The organism is Pseudomonas veronii, assembly GCF_002028325.1.
Taxonomy (GTDB): domain Bacteria; phylum Pseudomonadota; class Gammaproteobacteria; order Pseudomonadales; family Pseudomonadaceae; genus Aquipseudomonas; species Aquipseudomonas veronii.
In genome coordinates, this window is the sequence record NZ_CP018420.1 from 4965580 (window position 1) to 4981208 (window position 15629).

The window sequence follows — 15629 nt, forward strand, 5'->3', positions numbered from 1 at the left end:
CCAGAATCAAATACGCCGTGCGGCGTAACGCTTGAGCATGCTCGGAACATCGAGAATCAACGCGATACGACCGTCACCGGTGATGGTCGCACCCGACATGCCCGGGGTTCCCTGCAGCATTTTGCCCAAAGGCTTGATGACCACTTCTTCCTGGCCGACCAGTTGATCGACGACAAAGCCGATGCGCTGGGTGCCCACGGAGAGAATCACCACATGGCCTTCGCGCTGCTCTTCATGGGCGGCCGAGGCGACCAGCCAGCGCTTGAGGTAGAACAGTGGCAACGCTTTGTCGCGCACGATCACCACTTCCTGGCCGTCCACCACGTTGGTGCGCGACAGGTCGAGGTGGAAGATCTCGTTGACGTTGACCAGCGGGAAAGCGAAGGCCTGGTTGCCCAGCATCACCATCAGGGTCGGCATGATCGCCAGGGTCAACGGCACCTTGATGACGATCTTCGAGCCCAGGCCCTTGGTCGAGTAGATATTGATCGAACCGTTGAGCTGGCTGATCTTGGTTTTCACCACGTCCATGCCCACGCCACGGCCCGACACGTCGGAAATCTCGGTCTTGGTCGAGAAGCCCGGCGCGAAAATCAGGTTGTAGCACTCGGTGTCGGTCAAGCGGTCGGCGGCATCCTTGTCCATCACGCCACGCTTGACGGCGATACCGCGCAGGATCGCCGGGTCCATGCCTTTGCCGTCATCGGTGATCGACAGCAGGATATGGTCACCCTCTTGTTCCGCCGCCAGAATCACCTTGCCGTTACGGGACTTGCCCGCGGCCTCGCGCTCTTCCGGGGTTTCCACGCCGTGGTCGACGGCGTTGCGCACCAAGTGGACCAGCGGGTCGGCCAGGGCCTCGACAAGGTTTTTGTCGAGGTCGGTTTCTTCACCCACCAGTTCCAGGTTGATTTCTTTCTTGAGCTGGCGAGCCAGGTCACGAACCAGGCGCGGGAAGCGACCGAAGACTTTCTTGATCGGCTGCATCCGCGTCTTCATCACCGCGGTCTGCAGGTCGGCAGTGACCACGTCGAGGTTCGACACGGCCTTCTGCATGGCTTCGTCGCCACTGTTCAGGCCCAGGCGCACCAGGCGGTTACGCACCAGCACCAGTTCGCCGACCATGTTCATGATGTCGTCCAGGCGCGCGGTATCCACACGCACCGTGGTTTCGGCTTCGCTGGCAGGCTTGTCGGCCGCAGCGGCGGCCGGGGCACGCGCGGCAGCGGCAGGAGCGGCGGCAGCCGGGGCCGGGGCCGGCTTGGCGGCAGCAGGTGCCGCGGCTTTGGCCGGTGCCGGTTTGGCCGCCACCGGGGCTGCCGTCGCCGCAGCGCCAGCGGCCACTTCGGCGAACTTGCCCTTGCCGTGCAATTCGTCGAGCAGGGCTTCGAATTCGTGATCGGAAATCAGCCCGTCGCCGGCAGGTGCGGCAGCGGCAGCGGCAGCAGCCGGTGCAGCAGCAGTTGCGGCGACTTCCGGCAAGGCATCGGCAGCAAAGGAGCCCTTGCCATGCAACTGGTCGAGCAACGCTTCGAATTCGTCGTCGGTAATGTCGGTGCCGGCGGCGGCGGTGGCTGCCGGAACTTGCGAGGCACTCGCAGGTGCTTGCGCCTCAGCCGCAGGTGCAACGGCGTCGGCAGCGAACTGGCCCTTGCCGTGCAACTGATCGAGCAGGGATTCGAATTCTGCGTCGGTAATGTCTTCGCCGGTCGGCGCGGCGGGCGCGGCAACTGCAGCGACCGCTTGCGGCGCTTCGGCTTCGGCCTTGACCGCATTGAGGGAGTCGAGCAGTTGCTCGAACTCGCTGTCGGTGACATCCGCTTCGGCTTCGACCACAGGCTCCGGAGCCGCTTCCACCACCGGCGCGGCCGCGGTGTCGGCAGGTTCCGCCAGACGCGCCAGGGCGGCCAGCAGTTCCGGGGTGGCTGCGGTGATCGGGGCACGTTCGCGAACTTCGCTGAACATGCCGTTGACCGCATCCAGCGCTTCGAGAATCACGTCCATCAGCTCCGAATCAACGTGACGCTCACCCTTGCGCAGGATGTCGAACACGTTCTCGGCGATGTGGCAGCACTCCACCAGCTCATGGAGCTGGAGGAAGCCGGCGCCCCCTTTTACAGTGTGAAAACCGCGAAAAATTGCATTGAGCAGGTTCGCATCATCCGGTCGGCTTTCCAGCTCGACCAGTTGTTCGGACAGTTGCTCTAAAATTTCGCCGGCCTCTACAAGGAAATCCTGAAGGATTTCTTCATCGGCGCCGAAGCTCATGGGTGTGCTCCTTAGAAGCCTAAACTGGATAACAGGTCATCTACGTCATCCTGACCTGACATAACGTCTTCACGTTTATCGGCATGAATCTGCGGACCTTCACCCTTGGCGAGATGTTTTTGTGGATCTTTTTCCGAGAGGATCGCTTCGCGGTCATGTTCGATGCCGGCGAAACGATCAACTTGGCCTGCCATAAGCACCAATTTGAGCAAGTTGCTTTCCACTTCGGTGACCAATTGGGTCACGCGCTTGATCACCTGACCGGTGAGGTCCTGGTAATCCTGGGCGAGCAGAATGTCATTGAGGTTGCTGGACACCGTGTGGTTGTCCTGTTCGCTGCGCGACAGGAAACCCTCGACCCGACGGGCCAACTCACGAAACTCCTCAGCCCCCACTTCCCGACGCATGAAGCGGCCCCAGTCAACGCTGAGGGCCTGGGCTTCGTTGGCCATGCCGTTGACCAGAGGCGTGGCGTTTTCCACCAGGTCCATGGTGCGGTTGGCCGCCGCTTCAGTCAGCCTGACCACATAGGACAGGCGCTCAGTGGCATCGGTGATTTGCGAAATTTCTTCAGCCTGGGGCATGTGCGGGTCAATCTGAAAATTGACGATCGCACTGTGCAGCTCGCGCGTGAGCTTGCCCACTTCCTGATACAGGCCGCGGTCACGGGTCTGGTTAAGCTCATGGATTAACTGCACCGCGTCGCCGAACTGGCCTTTTTCAAGGCTCTCGACCAGTTGGTGAGCATGCTTTTTCAGGGTCGACTCAAAGTCCCCCTGTGACGTTTCTTTATGCTCCATAGCTCCCCCGCGATGGCATTAGCCGTGGATGCGTTCGAAGATTTTTTCGATCTTCTCTTTCAAGGCCAATGCAGTGAATGGCTTGACCACGTAGCCGTTGACCCCGGCCTGGGCGGCTTCGATGATCTGCTCACGCTTGGCTTCGGCGGTCACCATCAACACGGGAAGGCTGCGCAGTTTTTCATCGGCGCGCACATGGCGCAGCAAGTCGATACCGGTCATGCCGGGCATGTTCCAGTCGGTTACCAGAAAGTCGATGCTCCCGCTGTTGAGGATCGGAATCGCCGTAAGGCCGTCATCCGCCTCGACCGTGTTGGTGAACCCCAGGTCACGCAACAGGTTTTTTATGATCCGCCGCATCGTTGAGAAGTCATCAACGATGAGGATTTTCATGTTCTTGTCCAATTCGACCTCCAAGCAGTCTTAAAACGCGTCCAGCACCTGGACGCGCCATTTCAATCAACAGGCGTTACACAAAAAGGACTGCCCAGGGCACCACGAAACTCACCCGCGAAAACCAAGGGCCTCGCGGTAGTGTCTGCAGTGTCCCCACACTGCCTGTCAGCGCGCGCGCCACTCTCCCAGGCGTCCCCGCAAGCGGGCTGCGCACTGGCTGTGCAGCTGGCTGACACGCGATTCGCTGACCCCCAGGACCTCACCGATTTCCTTGAGGTTCAGCTCTTCGTCGTAGTACAGCGCCAACACCAGTCGCTCACGCTCCGGCAGATTGGCAATCGCGTCCGCCAGCGCCCCCTGAAAGCGTTCATCTTCCAGGTCGCGCGACGGTTCGAGATGAGCACTCGCGCCGTCCTCGTGCAGCCCTTCGTGTTCGCCGTCCTGCAACAGGTCGTCGAAACTGAACAGGCGGCTGCCCAAGGTATCGTTCAAAATCCCGTAATAATCGTCGAGACTCAATTGGAGTTCGGCCGCAACTTCGTGATCTTTAGCGTCGCGACCGGTTTTTGCTTCAATTGCACGAATTGCGTCACTGACCATGCGCGTATTGCGGTGTACCGAACGCGGCGCCCAATCCCCTTTACGCACTTCATCGAGCATCGCACCACGGATACGGATACCCGCATACGTCTCGAAACTCGCACCCTTGCTCGCGTCGTATTTGGTCGATACTTCGAGCAGGCCGATCATGCCGGCCTGGATCAAGTCTTCGACCTGGACACTGGCGGGCAGGCGTGCCAGCAAGTGATAGGCAATGCGCTTGACCAGCGGCGCATAGCGCTCGATCAATTCGCCCTGACGGTCACGTGCCGAATTTTTGTAAAGGTTATAGCCGCTGGCTGTCATAGCACCGGTCCTGCGCTCGTCTGATGCACCAATCGCTCGACGAAAAACTCCAGATGCCCCCGAGGGTTGGCGGGCAACGGCCAGGTATCGACCTTCTGAGCAATAGCCTTGAACGCCAACGCGCATTTCGAACGAGGGAACGCTTCGTAGACCGCACGCTGCTTTTGCACGGCCTTGCGTACACACTCGTCATAGGGAACTGCGCCGACGTATTGTAAGGCGACATCGAGAAAGCGATCAGTGACCTTGGTCAACTTGGCGAACAGGTTGCGTCCTTCCTGCGGGCTCTGGGCCATGTTGGCCAGCACGCGGAAGCGGTTCATGCCGTAGTCGCGGTTGAGCAGTTTGATCAGGGCGTAGGCGTCGGTGATCGAGGTGGGTTCATCGCAGACCACCAGCAGGACTTCTTGCGCGGCGCGCACGAAGCTGACCACGGACTCGCCAATCCCGGCGGCGGTGTCGATCACCAGCACGTCGAGGTTGTCGCCGATATCGCTGAACGCCTGGATCAGGCCGGCATGCTGCGCAGGGCTCAAGTGGACCATGCTCTGGGTGCCCGAGGCGGCCGGCACGATGCGGATGCCTCCAGGGCCCTGCAGCAGCACGTCGCGCAGCTCGCAGCGACCCTCGATCACATCGGCGAGGGTGTGTTTGGGCGTGAGCCCCAGCAAAACGTCAACGTTCGCCAACCCAAGGTCAGCATCCAGCAGCATGACACGACGGCCAAGCTCTGCCAGGGCCAGGGACAAATTCACTGACACGTTAGTTTTCCCGACGCCACCTTTGCCGCCGGTCACCGCGATCACCTGTACGGGATGCATGCTGCCCATTTTAATTCTTTACCTTGTCTTGCTTAGACGCAGGCTACATGGCTTGGCCGCGTGAATCGCTTGCAGACCATCGATGTAGATACATTTCATGGTGTTCATGCTGCCTCAACCCACCCGCTTTGCCGGGTTGTGGTAAAGGTCAGCGAACATATCGGCCATCGCTTCCTCGCTAGGCTCTTCTTGCATTTGCACGCTGACGGCACGGCTGACCAACTGATGACGGCGCGGCAGATGCAAATCATCCGGAATCCGCGGCCCGTCGGTCAGGTAGGCGACCGGAAGTTCATGACTGATAGCCAGGCTCAGCACCTCGCCCAGGCTCGCGGTTTCGTCGAGCTTGGTGAGGATGCATCCGGCCAGGCCGCAGCGCTTGTAGCTATGGTACGCAGCGGTAAGAACTTGTTTTTGGCTGGTGGTTGCAAGCACCAGGTAATTTTTTGCCTTGATGCCACGCCCGGCCAGGCTCTCCAGCTGCATGCGCAACGCCGGATCGCTGGCTTGCAGGCCGGCGGTATCGATCAGCACCACACGTTTGCGCAGCAACGGATCGAGGGCGTTGGCCAGGGACTGGCCCGGGTCGACGTGGGTCACCGACACATTGAGGATGCGGCCCAGGGTCTTGAGTTGCTCCTGGGCACCGATGCGGTAGCTGTCCATGCTTACCAGCGCGATGTTCTGGGCGCCGTACTTGAGCACGTAGCGCGCCGCCAGCTTGGCCAGCGTGGTGGTCTTGCCCATGCCGGCAGGGCCGACCATGGCGATCACGCCGCCCTCTTCCAGGGGTTCGAGTTCCGGGGTGACGATCATCCGCGCCAGGTGGGCCAGCAACATGCGCCAGGCCTGGCGAGGCTCTTCGATTTCGGTGGTCAGCGCCAGCAGGTCGCGAGACAACGGGCCGGACAGGCCGATGCGTTGCAGGCGACGCCACAGGTTGGCCTGTTGCGGCTTGCTGCCTTGCAGTTGGGTCCAGGCCAGCGAACCGAGCTGCACTTCCAGCAGCTCGCGCAGGCCGTTGAGCTCAAAGCGCATCGAGTCGAACACACGCTGGTCGACTGCGGCGGCCGGGGCAGGCGCGGCAGGACGCGGCGGTTCGATGAACGTCGGCTCGACCAGCGGCTCGGCGGCAGTCAGCGGCAGGCCGGCGAACAACTGGCGATTGGTGGTCGCATCGCTGTCACCGCGCATGCTCAGTTCGGCCTGGGCCGAGACAATGCGCGAGGCCGTCTTGCGCAGCTCGTCTTCAAGCTCCATGTTCGGGACACGCGGGGCCAGCGCCGAAGGGGTGTAATCCAGGGCAGCCGTCAGCTCGACACCGCCGGCAATACGACGGTTACCGATAATCGCAGCGTCGGCGCCCAGCTCGTCACGTACCAGTTTCATGGCCTGACGCATATCGGCGGCGAAAAAACGCTTTACTTGCATAACCCACTACCTCAGCCGTTGGGCCCTACTGTCGCGACGATAGTCACTTGCTTGTTGTCAGGGATTTCCTGATAAGCCAAAACGTGCAAATTCGGCACTGCCAGGCGTCCAAACCGCGACAACATCGCCCGGACCGGGCCTGCCACCAGCAGAATCACCGGCTGGCCCTGCATTTCCTGACGCTGCGCTGCTTCGATCAATGAACGCTGCAGTTTTTCAGCCATGCTTGGCTCCAGCAGAACGCCCTCTTCCTGGCCCTGTCCTGCCTTCTGAATACTATTGAGCAATATTTGTTCCAACCTTGGCTCCAAGGTGATCACAGGCAGCTCAGACTCAATCCCTACAATGCTTTGTACGATAGCGCGGGATAATCCAACGCGCACGGCGGCCACCAACGCGGCAGTATCTTGACTCTTGGCGGCATTGTTGGCGATGGCCTCGGCGATGCTGCGAATGTCGCGCACCGGCACCTGTTCGGCCAGCAGCGCCTGCAGCACCTTGAGCAATTGCGACAGCGACAGCACGCCCGGCACCAGCTCTTCGGCGAGCTTGGGCGAGGCTTTGGCCAGCAAACCCATTAGTTGCTGGACTTCTTCGTGGCCGATCAGCTCGTGGGAGTGCTTGTACAGAATCTGGTTGAGGTGCGTGGCGACCACGGTGCTGGCGTCCACCACGGTGTAGCCGAGGGACTGCGCCTGACTGCGCTGGCTGACTTCGATCCAGACCGCCTCCAGACCAAAAGCCGGATCTTTGGCGGTTATACCGTTCAACGTGCCGAACACCTGGCCCGGGTTGATCGCCAGCTCGCGGTCGGGGTAGATCTCCGCTTCGGCGAGGATCACGCCCATCAGGGTCAGGCGGTAGGCGCTGGGGGCCAGGTCGAGGTTGTCACGGATATGCACAGTGGGCATCAGGAAGCCCAGGTCCTGGGACAGCTTCTTGCGCACGCCCTTGATCCGCGCGAGCAATTGGCCGCCCTGGTTGCGGTCGACCAACGGGATCAGGCGGTAGCCGACTTCCAGGCCGATCATGTCGATCGGGGTCACATCGTCCCAGCCCAACTCCTTGGTTTCCTGGGCGCGGGCCGGCGACGGCAGCAGTTCCTGCTGGCGCGCGATTTCTTGCTGGGCCTTCACCTTGACCAAGTTCTGCTTTTTCCAGAACAGGTAGGCGCCACCGGCGGCCATCGCCGCCATGCTCAAGAACGAGACGTGGGGCATGCCGGGCACAATGCCCATGATCGCCATGATGCCCGCCGCCACGGCCAGCGCCTTGGGCGAGGCGAACATCTGCCGGCTGATCTGCTTGCCCATGTCTTCGGAGCCCGACGCACGGGTCACCATGATCGCCGCAGCTGTGGATAACAACAGTGATGGCAATTGCGCCACTAAACCGTCACCGATGGTCAGCAGGGCGTAGACCTTGCCCGCATCGCCGAAGGTCATGCCGTGCTGGAAGATCCCGACCGCCATGCCGCCGATCAGGTTGATGAACAGAATCAACAGGCCGGCGATGGCGTCACCGCGCACGAATTTGCTGGCACCGTCCATGGAACCGTAGAACTCGGCCTCCTGGGCCACTTCCAGGCGGCGCGATTTGGCCTGGTTCTGGTCGATCAGGCCGGCGTTGAGGTCGGCGTCGATGGCCATCTGTTTGCCGGGCATGGCGTCGAGGGTAAAGCGCGCGCTCACCTCGGAAATCCGCCCGGCGCCCTTGGTCACTACCACGAAGTTGATGATCATCAGGATCGCGAACACCACGATACCGACCACGTAGTTACCGCCGATCACCACCTCACCGAAGGCCTGGATCACCTTACCGGCGGCGGCATGCCCGTCCTGGCCGTGGAGCATGACCACGCGGGTCGACGCTACGTTCAACGCCAGCCGCAACAGCGTGGCGATCAGCAGAATGGTGGGAAACACCGCGAAATCCAGCGGCCGCAACGCATAGACGCAGACCAGCAGGACCACGACGGACAAGGCGATGTTGAAGGTGAAGAACACGTCGAGCAGGAACGGCGGCATCGGCAACATCATCATTGCCAGCATCACCAGCAACAACAACGGCACACCCAGATTGCCCCGCGAGAGGTCAGTCAGGGTGCTGCGGGCCGTGCTGAGCATTTGAGAGCGATCTACCACCGGTACTCCTCGCATCCTTGAAGCAAACTTTTGACGCCGGGAGGCGTCCTGGAGGCGCTATTGCAAGAAGCCTTCCAACTTTTGTTTTGCGACTCAGATCGCGAGGCAGTGGCGCGTGCGGACTGACAGGGCACAGGGATTTGCGCGGGCGGACCGACTCAAACGTGGGAGCCGGCTTGCCCGCTCCCACATATCGATCTGCGGACACCCGCTGCTGACAGAGAAATCTTCGACGAAGATGAGGGTTGCCGCGCGCGTGCTCAGAGCACGCGCACGCCAATGGCTCGTAGGTCTTTTGCGCCTTTTGGGCCTAGCATGACTTCGTATTCCACCCGCTGACCTTCTTCGAGCACGGTGAGGTCACTACCCCTGAATGATGAGACGTGGACATAAAGATCAGGCCCCCCTCCGTCCGGCGTAATGAACCCAGAGCCTTTCTCAACGTTGAAGAACTTCACGGTGCCTGTTTCCATTTCCTTTCTCCTGCCTACCCATCAGAACCCGAAGCCCTATCAAACCTCCAAGCGCTGACGATGGCTACTGTCAAAGTTAACAGGTAGACGCTGACGCCAAGTGGTAAGCACGTCAGGCACACGATCAGCGCCACTTTCGGGCTTGGTATGTACGCCGTAAGCGTCGAATCACCGATACCCCTTTTCACTAAGTTTTGACACTGGGAGGCGACTTGGAAGCGGGGCGGCAAGAAGCCTTCCAACTGCTGCTTGAGGGTGACCAGATGAGGGAGTTCATAGACAGGTGCGTTGCGATATCGGCCAGCGAGTGTATTCACCAACTGACCGAAATCGAAGTAATGAAGCAAAGATCAATCGTGGCCCTTATCAATCAATGTAAACACCAACGTTTTTACCTGAAAAGTGGAGTTGTACTTGCAAATCAGCTTGATATTCGGATACATGCTCGGATCAAGGCGATAGGCATCCCATCCTCCAGTCATGCCCACGGGCTGTGGGATTTTTACAGGATCACTCCATTCTAGAGGGGCGCCGAAATGAGACCGGATGTCAGATTTTGTCATCATAGAGGTGAGCGGCTTGGGTAGACCGCCTTTGTACTCAACCGTGGAGGGAGTGCTTTTAATCAGAGTGATGAATAGCGTTTCCAGTCGCTTGGTTTCAGCCCAAAAACTCAGGGATAGGCCTAATGTTGGTTCTAGATATAATCGATCCCGCCCTTCATAGAGTTCCCGTAGCGGCTGGCTCGGTATCAGCCCCTCGGCAATCAAAACTTCGTAGCGCCTGCCAAGACTCTTGATCCAGCCCTCGATAGTTGTTGCATTCATCAATACCACCCCTGTTCTTTGTTGAGCCTATGCAGTTGCTCTCGAGCCACTTCAACGCCGGCTTCGGTGAAGCCCTCGGCCCAGGCGCCAAGGTCGCTGCCGCGTGTTCCGGCGACCCTCCCGACAGCGCCCGCAGTGCCGGTCGAAGCCATGACGGCCGTGGTGCCAAAGTTTGTCGCGTGTTCAGGGCTGGTTCCTGCCGCCGTGGAACCGACCGGCACCGAAACGCATGACTTGGCGAACACACACGCATCAGCGGCACGATTCATTATGCCGGGGGTGGATAAGTTGGAAACGGGCGGGTTGGGGGTGCTTGGTCCGGTCCAAGTGAAGGCGACACGCTGGGGTTGCGTTTCGAACACCTGACACTTGAAGCGCTGGCAGGCGATCAGCTCCGGTGGCGGGTCGCATTTGCACAGACAGAGATCGCCCTCTAGCGCCGCTTGTTTGCCGCCCCAGTCTTCGTGCAGGTGAGGCCCAACGAGCGCGATGACGCCTTCAGTGCCGCATGCCGGACAAGCGACCCGGTCACCCTCCCTGGCGATCATTTGGCCGTTGAAGCTGGTGCGCTCCAGGCCACTGATCACTTTGCCGCCTGCTGTGGTCGTCGCGCCAGTGGTGATGTTGTAGCGCTTCACATCTGGCTCTCTACGCGATATCCAGGCTGCAGAAGGTCAGGGATGCCATCGTCGTCCGCGTATTCCACCACCTGAGCCAGGTTTTGCAGGTTGCTGATCAGTGTGTTATCGGAGCTGTTCATGTCACTTCCTTTTTTTGCGTGCAGAGGCCTCACACACCATCGTGGTGTTGAGTCGTGCAGAGGGGATCGCGCCGGGAGTGGCGCCAGGAAGAGGCTGCTGAATGATGAAGGACCAAACAACTGACCGTTCGGCTAGGTGTTTGTAAAAACAGAAACTTCCGACAAGTGTTTGAGGTTGTCCCTAGGAAACTCGCTCTCTAGTCTCCGTACTTCGCTGCACGCGCAGCGGTCGGGCGTCGCGGCCCATGTAAATTCAGGCGCAAAGTGCCATTGTCCGCTTTCAGTTGACGTCTTTTTATCGTCTACTGTGCGGCGCTATGGTGGCTGTGCGCGGGATACCTTCGGGTATGCCGGTTTCCTGATTCCGGTCCGCGAACCTGCGTACAGCTGCCACCCCATCGCATCGCGGCGATCAGTGGCAGCTCCACTTAAATCAGGAGCGTCACAATGGTTGAACCAACCCCAAATCCCCCGCGCGGCACCAATACCCCACCCACCGTGCTGTTCACCCTCATCGACGGCATCAGCACCGAAGACCTGCTGGTCAACCTCACCGAAACCCTGGCTTGCGCACACGCCCTGACCTGCGACTTCGCCTTTGATCTGGAAGGATCACGGCGAGAAGGGGCGCTGGGAATTGCGCAATTGGTTGAGGTAGCGCGGTTATTGGCCGAGCGAGTACTGGATGACATCGAGCCATCAGCCGAGACAGAACTGGGTAAACCCTAGACAGGCATCCAACCCAGTGATCGTTCCCGCCAGTGGGAACGATCAACTTTTGCTTCAAGGGGGCAGAACGCTGATGGGCGCGGCGAAGGGATGCTATCAGTGGCGATCTTTATACAGGACGCACATTCTCGGCCTGCGGGCCTTTTTGGCCCTGCGTCACGTCGTATTCCACTTTTTGATTTTCTTCCAAACTTTTGAAACCGGTGCCGGTGATTGCTGAATAGTGGACAAACACGTCCGTGCTGCCGTCGTCGGGAGAAATAAAACCAAACCCCTTCTCCGCGTTAAACCATTTCACAGTGCCCGTTGCCATGGCCGTTCTCCGTACACTTCAATTAAGAACTTACACAGGTGTCGTCAGATCAGTTGAATGTCGCATGCATAGATGCCCGCCGGTCGATGGATCATCCAAAACTGCACTTTCTGCCCCTCCGAAAGCAGGCATCCATCCGAACTGCACAGATCTACCAACACATCGTCTCCCCCACTATCCAACGCAATCGAACCCAATCCGGTCTGCTGGTCATAAGACTTAACCCGGCCTGTGAATAGCTGCATCGCCCCACTCCCGGCATTTTACTTCGCAGTACCTGAGGCAATAGAACCGCGAGAAGGCGAAAGTGACGACTGTCAAAGTTGACAGGTCAGGAAGGTTTACGACGAATGGCACGGTGCCAATTTGAACAGTTGGTCAGGAATCGCGCCGCAAATCCGGCGGAATCGGCAGGTCCTTGAGCGGATCGGGGCGCTTGCCTTTGCCCGCACGGTACTGGCGGATCTGGTAGACGTAGGCCAATACCTGGGCCACGGCCAGGTACAGCCCGGCGGGGATTTCCTGGTCGAGGTCGGTGGAGTAGAAGATCGACCGCGCCAGTTCCGGCGACTCCAGCAACAGGATGTCGTTGGCCACGGCGATTTCGCGGATTTTCAGCGCCGTGAAATCGCTGCCCTTGGCCAGCAGCATCGGCGCGCCGCCCTTCTCCGGGTCGTACTTGAGGGCCACGGCGTAGTGGGTCGGGTTGGTGATCACCACGTCGGCGTCGGGCACCGAAGCCATCATCTTGCGCTGGGACATTTCGCGCTGCAGTTGGCGAATGCGCTGCTTGACCTCGGGGCGGCCTTCCTGATCCTTGTGTTCGTCGCGCACTTCCTGCTTGGTCATCAGCAGTTTCTTGTGGCTTTCCCACAGCTGGATCGGCGCATCCACGGCGGCGATCAGGATCAGCCCGGCGGCCATCCACAACGCACTCCAGCCCACCACTTGCACGCTGTGGATGATCGCCGACTCCAGCGGCTCATGGGCGATGCGCAGCAGGTCATCGATGTCGGAGGACAATACCACCAACGCCACGAACAGAATCAGGATGAACTTGGCCAGGGCCTTGAGCAGTTCCACCAACGCCTTGGTGGAAAACATGCGCTTGAGCCCGGCGGCGGGGTTCATGCGGCTGAATTTTGGCGCCATGCTGTTCGCGGCGAACAGCCAGCCGCCAAGGGCGACGGGGCCGATCAGCGCGGCCAGGAGCAAGGTGATCAAAATCGGCTGCACGGCCAGGATCGCGATTTTCCCCGAATGCAGCAGGTACTGCCCCATGGCGCCGGGGCTGAGCAGCACTTCACGGGGCAGGCTGAAGTTGAGTTTCATCAACTCCATCAGGTCGAGCGCCAGGCCGCCGCCGTAGATCAGCAAGGCGCCGGCACCGGCCATCATCGTCGCGACGGTGTTGAGCTCTTTGGAGCGGGCAATCTCGCCCTTTTCCCGGGAGTCCTTTTTACGTTTCTCCGTGGGGTCTTCTGTTTTGTCCTGACCACTCTCGCTCTCGGCCATGGCTCAGCGCGCCCGTGCCAGATCACGTAAGAACTGCAAGGCGTCGCTCGCCAGCGGTTGATACTGATTGAGAATGTCGGCCATGCCGATCCAGAAAATCCCCATGCCCAACACCAGGGTCAACGGGAAACCGATAGAGAAGATATTCAGCTGCGGCGCCGCGCGGGTCATCACCCCAAACGCGATGTTGACCACCAGCAGCGCGGTGATCGCCGGCAGCACCAGCAACAGCGAAGCACCCAACACCCAACTGAGGCGCCCCACCAGTTCCCAGAAGTGATTGACCACCAACCCAGAGCCGACCGGCAAGGTGGTGAAACTTTCGGTCAGCACCTCGAACACCACCAGGTGGCCGTTCATGGCCAGGAACATCAAGGTCACCAGCATGGTCAGGAATTGCCCGATCACCGCCGCCGACACGCCGTTGGTGGGGTCGACCATCGACGCAAAACCCATACCCATCTGGATCGAGATGATTTGCCCGGCGATCACGAATGCCTGGAAGAACAGTTGCAGGGAGAAGCCCAGCAGCGAGCCGATCAGGATCTGCTCGGCAATCAGCATCAGCGCACTGAGGTCCAGCGCATTGACCGCAGGCATCGGCGGCAAGCCCGGCACCAGCACCACGGTGATCGCCACCGCGAAGTACAGCCGGATGCGCCGTGGTACCAGGGTGGTGCCGAACACCGGCATGCTCATCAGCACCGCCGTGACCCGGAACAGCGGCAAGATAAACGACGCGACCCAGGTGCTGATCTGGGTGTCGGTCAACGCCAGCAGCGATTGCATGCGGTCAGCCGATCAACTGCGGAATACTGCCGTACAGCTGCAGGATATATTCCATGAAGGTTTGCACCAGCCACGGGCCGGCGACAATCAACGTGACCAGCATCACCAGCAGGCGCGGCAGGAAGCTCAGGGTTTGTTCGTTGATCTGGGTCGCGGCCTGGAACATCGCCACCAACAGGCCAACCAACAGGCTCGGCACCACCAGCACGGCAACCATCATCGTGGTCAGCCACAACGCTTCACGGAACAGGTCGACGGCAACTTCTGGGGTCATAGCCCTACACTCCGCCGAAACTGCTGGCCAACGTGCCGATGATCAGTGCCCAGCCGTCCACCAGCACAAACAGCATGATCTTGAACGGCAACGAGATGATCAGCGGCGACAGCATCATCATCCCCATGGCCATCAGCACGCTCGCCACCACCAAGTCGATGATCAGGAACGGGATAAAGATCATGAAACCGATCTGGAACGCCGTCTTCAGTTCCGAGGTGACGAACGCCGGCACCAGGATCGTCAGCGGCGCCTGGTCCGGCGTGGCGATGTCGGTGCGCTTGGACAGGCGCATGAACAGCTCAAGGTCGCTGGAGCGGGTCTGCGACAGCATGAAGTCCTTGATCGGACCTTGGGCCTTGTCGATGGCGTCTTGCGCCGTGAGCTTTTCCGCGAGGTAAGGCTGCAGGGCTTGCTGGTTCACCTTGTCGAAGACCGGCGCCATGATGAACATCGTCAAGAACAGCGCCATGCCCGTGAGGATCTGGTTCGATGGCGTCTGTTGCAGGCCCAGGGCCTGACGCAGGATCGAGAACACGATAATGATGCGGGTGAAGCTGGTCATCAGCATGACAAACGCCGGGATAAAACTCAGCGCCGTCATGATCAGCAGGATCTGCAGGCTGACCGAATACTCCTGGGCCCCGGCCGCGTTGGTGCCAAGCGTAATCGCCGGGATCGACAACGGGTCGGCGGCGAACGCCAATGGCGCGGCCAGCCACAGCATGAGCGTCAATAAAACGCGCATTACTTCTTATCCTTCTGATCCTTGCCCAGCAACTCCATCAGGCGTTGGGCGAATTCTGGCGTGGCGGCTTGGGTCGGGGCGACGTTGACCGGGGTCTTGAGCACATGCAGCGGGGTGATGCGGCCGGGGGTGAGGCCCAGCAGGATCTGTTCCTCGCCCACCTGCACCAGCACCAGCCGATCACGCGGGCCGAGGGCGCGCGAGCCGATCATCTCGATGACCTGGGCGTTGCCCGGGCCAATGTTCTGCACCCGACGCATCAGCCAGGCCAGCACGAAAATCAGCCCGACCACCAGCAGAAGGCCCAGTACCAGTTGGGTCAACTGACCGCCGATACCGCTGCTCACCACCGGTGCCGCCGCCTGCGCGACCGGCTCGGCCGCGAGGGCGCTCAATGGCAGCGCCAGCAACAGTCCCGCCATCGAATACTTCATG

At 60.2% G+C, this 15629-nt stretch carries 18 protein-coding genes; 1 reads left to right on the top strand and 17 read right to left on the bottom strand.

What is annotated here, in order from left to right; genetic code table 11:
• Positions 1–6 precede the first annotated feature (6 nt).
• The 11 genes from PverR02_RS22570 to PverR02_RS32910 form a co-directional block, all read right to left on the bottom strand.
• Complete coding sequence (locus PverR02_RS22570) at positions 7–2268, bottom strand: chemotaxis protein CheA (protein ID WP_079444448.1); 2262 nt, start codon at positions 2266–2268, stop codon at positions 7–9.
• 11 nt (positions 2269–2279) lie between these two features.
• The gene (locus PverR02_RS22575; RefSeq protein ID WP_017845401.1) at positions 2280–3068 is read right to left on the bottom strand and encodes a protein phosphatase CheZ; all 789 of its coding nucleotides are present in this window, start codon (positions 3066–3068) and stop codon (positions 2280–2282) included.
• Between the two features lie 18 nt (positions 3069–3086).
• The gene (locus PverR02_RS22580) at positions 3087–3461 is read right to left on the bottom strand and encodes a chemotaxis response regulator CheY (protein WP_003192908.1); all 375 of its coding nucleotides are present in this window, start codon (positions 3459–3461) and stop codon (positions 3087–3089) included.
• A 168-nt stretch (positions 3462–3629) separates the two neighbouring features.
• Positions 3630–4370, bottom strand: coding sequence for an RNA polymerase sigma factor FliA (fliA, locus tag PverR02_RS22585; RefSeq protein WP_017845400.1), 741 nt, complete (start codon positions 4368–4370; stop codon positions 3630–3632).
• Entirely contained in the window at positions 4367–5200 is an 834-nt protein-coding gene (gene fleN, locus PverR02_RS22590) for a flagellar synthesis regulator FleN (RefSeq protein ID WP_003192912.1), read from the bottom strand. The genes fliA and fleN overlap by 4 nt, the downstream gene beginning before the upstream one ends.
• A gap of 105 nt (positions 5201–5305) precedes the next feature.
• Positions 5306–6622 carry a flagellar biosynthesis protein FlhF gene (flhF, locus tag PverR02_RS22595; protein ID WP_017845399.1) on the bottom strand — a complete coding sequence of 439 codons (1317 nt, stop codon included), beginning with the start codon at positions 6620–6622 and terminating at the stop codon, positions 5306–5308.
• Positions 6623–6633: 11 nt separating this feature from the next.
• Positions 6634–8748, bottom strand: a complete 2115-nt coding sequence (flhA, locus tag PverR02_RS22600; protein ID WP_227778909.1) for a flagellar biosynthesis protein FlhA — start codon at positions 8746–8748, stop codon at positions 6634–6636.
• Positions 8749–9026: 278 nt separating this feature from the next.
• Positions 9027–9239: a cold-shock protein gene (locus PverR02_RS22605; RefSeq protein WP_079444449.1), complete on the bottom strand. Its 213-nt coding sequence runs from the start codon at positions 9237–9239 to the stop codon at positions 9027–9029.
• A gap of 350 nt (positions 9240–9589) precedes the next feature.
• A complete protein-coding gene (locus PverR02_RS22610; RefSeq protein WP_079444450.1) occupies positions 9590–10066 on the bottom strand; it encodes a DUF6392 family protein in 477 nt (158 codons plus the stop codon).
• A complete protein-coding gene (locus PverR02_RS32390) occupies positions 10066–10704 on the bottom strand; it encodes a PAAR domain-containing protein (RefSeq protein WP_227778704.1) in 639 nt (212 codons plus the stop codon). Before PverR02_RS32390 ends, PverR02_RS22610 begins: the two co-directional genes overlap by 1 nt.
• Positions 10701–10826: a hypothetical protein gene (locus PverR02_RS32910; RefSeq protein WP_262377362.1), complete on the bottom strand. Its 126-nt coding sequence runs from the start codon at positions 10824–10826 to the stop codon at positions 10701–10703. The genes PverR02_RS32390 and PverR02_RS32910 overlap by 4 nt, the downstream gene beginning before the upstream one ends.
• A gap of 447 nt (positions 10827–11273) precedes the next feature.
• Here PverR02_RS32910 and PverR02_RS22620 point away from each other — a divergent pair, with 447 nt between their 5' ends.
• Positions 11274–11555, top strand: coding sequence for a DUF6124 family protein (locus tag PverR02_RS22620; protein WP_079444451.1), 282 nt, complete (start codon positions 11274–11276; stop codon positions 11553–11555).
• 109 nt (positions 11556–11664) lie between these two features.
• Here PverR02_RS22620 and cspE read toward each other — a convergent pair whose 3' ends face one another.
• From cspE to fliO, 6 genes are all read right to left on the bottom strand, one after another.
• Positions 11665–11868, bottom strand: coding sequence for a transcription antiterminator/RNA stability regulator CspE (gene cspE, locus PverR02_RS22625; RefSeq protein ID WP_017845394.1), 204 nt, complete (start codon positions 11866–11868; stop codon positions 11665–11667).
• A 378-nt stretch (positions 11869–12246) separates the two neighbouring features.
• On the bottom strand, positions 12247–13383 hold the full coding sequence (gene flhB / locus PverR02_RS22635) for a flagellar biosynthesis protein FlhB (protein WP_079444452.1): 1137 nt from the start codon (positions 13381–13383) through the stop codon (positions 12247–12249).
• Between the two features lie 3 nt (positions 13384–13386).
• The gene (gene fliR / locus PverR02_RS22640; protein ID WP_057003870.1) at positions 13387–14172 is read right to left on the bottom strand and encodes a flagellar biosynthetic protein FliR; all 786 of its coding nucleotides are present in this window, start codon (positions 14170–14172) and stop codon (positions 13387–13389) included.
• A 4-nt stretch (positions 14173–14176) separates the two neighbouring features.
• A complete protein-coding gene (fliQ, locus tag PverR02_RS22645) occupies positions 14177–14446 on the bottom strand; it encodes a flagellar biosynthesis protein FliQ (RefSeq protein WP_003175300.1) in 270 nt (89 codons plus the stop codon).
• Positions 14447–14450: 4 nt separating this feature from the next.
• On the bottom strand, positions 14451–15194 hold the full coding sequence (fliP, locus tag PverR02_RS22650; RefSeq protein WP_046382522.1) for a flagellar type III secretion system pore protein FliP: 744 nt from the start codon (positions 15192–15194) through the stop codon (positions 14451–14453).
• Positions 15194–15628: a flagellar biosynthetic protein FliO gene (fliO, locus tag PverR02_RS22655; protein ID WP_079444453.1), complete on the bottom strand. Its 435-nt coding sequence runs from the start codon at positions 15626–15628 to the stop codon at positions 15194–15196. The genes fliP and fliO overlap by 1 nt, the downstream gene beginning before the upstream one ends.
• Between the last annotated feature and the right edge of the window lies 1 nt (position 15629).

What these genes read in the sequence shown, in the direction of transcription:
- cspE (WP_017845394.1), bottom strand. Translation starts at nt 11,868, where the DNA reads ATGGCAACGGGCACTGTGAAATGGTTTAACGCGGAGAAGGGGTTTGGT.
- PverR02_RS22605 (WP_079444449.1), bottom strand. Translation starts at nt 9,239, where the DNA reads ATGGAAACAGGCACCGTGAAGTTCTTCAACGTTGAGAAAGGCTCTGGG.
- fliA (WP_017845400.1), bottom strand. Translation starts at nt 4,370, where the DNA reads ATGACAGCCAGCGGCTATAACCTTTACAAAAATTCGGCACGTGACCGT.
- flhB (WP_079444452.1), bottom strand. Translation starts at nt 13,383, where the DNA reads ATGGCCGAGAGCGAGAGTGGTCAGGACAAAACAGAAGACCCCACGGAG.
- PverR02_RS22580 (WP_003192908.1), bottom strand. Translation starts at nt 3,461, where the DNA reads ATGAAAATCCTCATCGTTGATGACTTCTCAACGATGCGGCGGATCATA.
- fliO (WP_079444453.1), bottom strand. Translation starts at nt 15,628, where the DNA reads ATGAAGTATTCGATGGCGGGACTGTTGCTGGCGCTGCCATTGAGCGCC.
- fliP (WP_046382522.1), bottom strand. Translation starts at nt 15,194, where the DNA reads ATGCGCGTTTTATTGACGCTCATGCTGTGGCTGGCCGCGCCATTGGCG.
- fleN (WP_003192912.1), bottom strand. Translation starts at nt 5,200, where the DNA reads ATGGGCAGCATGCATCCCGTACAGGTGATCGCGGTGACCGGCGGCAAA.
- PverR02_RS22620 (WP_079444451.1), top strand. Translation starts at nt 11,274, where the DNA reads ATGGTTGAACCAACCCCAAATCCCCCGCGCGGCACCAATACCCCACCC.
- PverR02_RS22610 (WP_079444450.1), bottom strand. Translation starts at nt 10,066, where the DNA reads ATGAATGCAACAACTATCGAGGGCTGGATCAAGAGTCTTGGCAGGCGC.
- fliR (WP_057003870.1), bottom strand. Translation starts at nt 14,172, where the DNA reads ATGCAATCGCTGCTGGCGTTGACCGACACCCAGATCAGCACCTGGGTC.
- PverR02_RS22570 (WP_079444448.1), bottom strand. Translation starts at nt 2,268, where the DNA reads ATGAGCTTCGGCGCCGATGAAGAAATCCTTCAGGATTTCCTTGTAGAG.
- flhA (WP_227778909.1), bottom strand. Translation starts at nt 8,748, where the DNA reads ATGCTCAGCACGGCCCGCAGCACCCTGACTGACCTCTCGCGGGGCAAT.
- PverR02_RS22575 (WP_017845401.1), bottom strand. Translation starts at nt 3,068, where the DNA reads ATGGAGCATAAAGAAACGTCACAGGGGGACTTTGAGTCGACCCTGAAA.
- flhF (WP_017845399.1), bottom strand. Translation starts at nt 6,622, where the DNA reads ATGCAAGTAAAGCGTTTTTTCGCCGCCGATATGCGTCAGGCCATGAAA.
- fliQ (WP_003175300.1), bottom strand. Translation starts at nt 14,446, where the DNA reads ATGACCCCAGAAGTTGCCGTCGACCTGTTCCGTGAAGCGTTGTGGCTG.
- PverR02_RS32910 (WP_262377362.1), bottom strand. Translation starts at nt 10,826, where the DNA reads ATGAACAGCTCCGATAACACACTGATCAGCAACCTGCAAAACCTGGCT.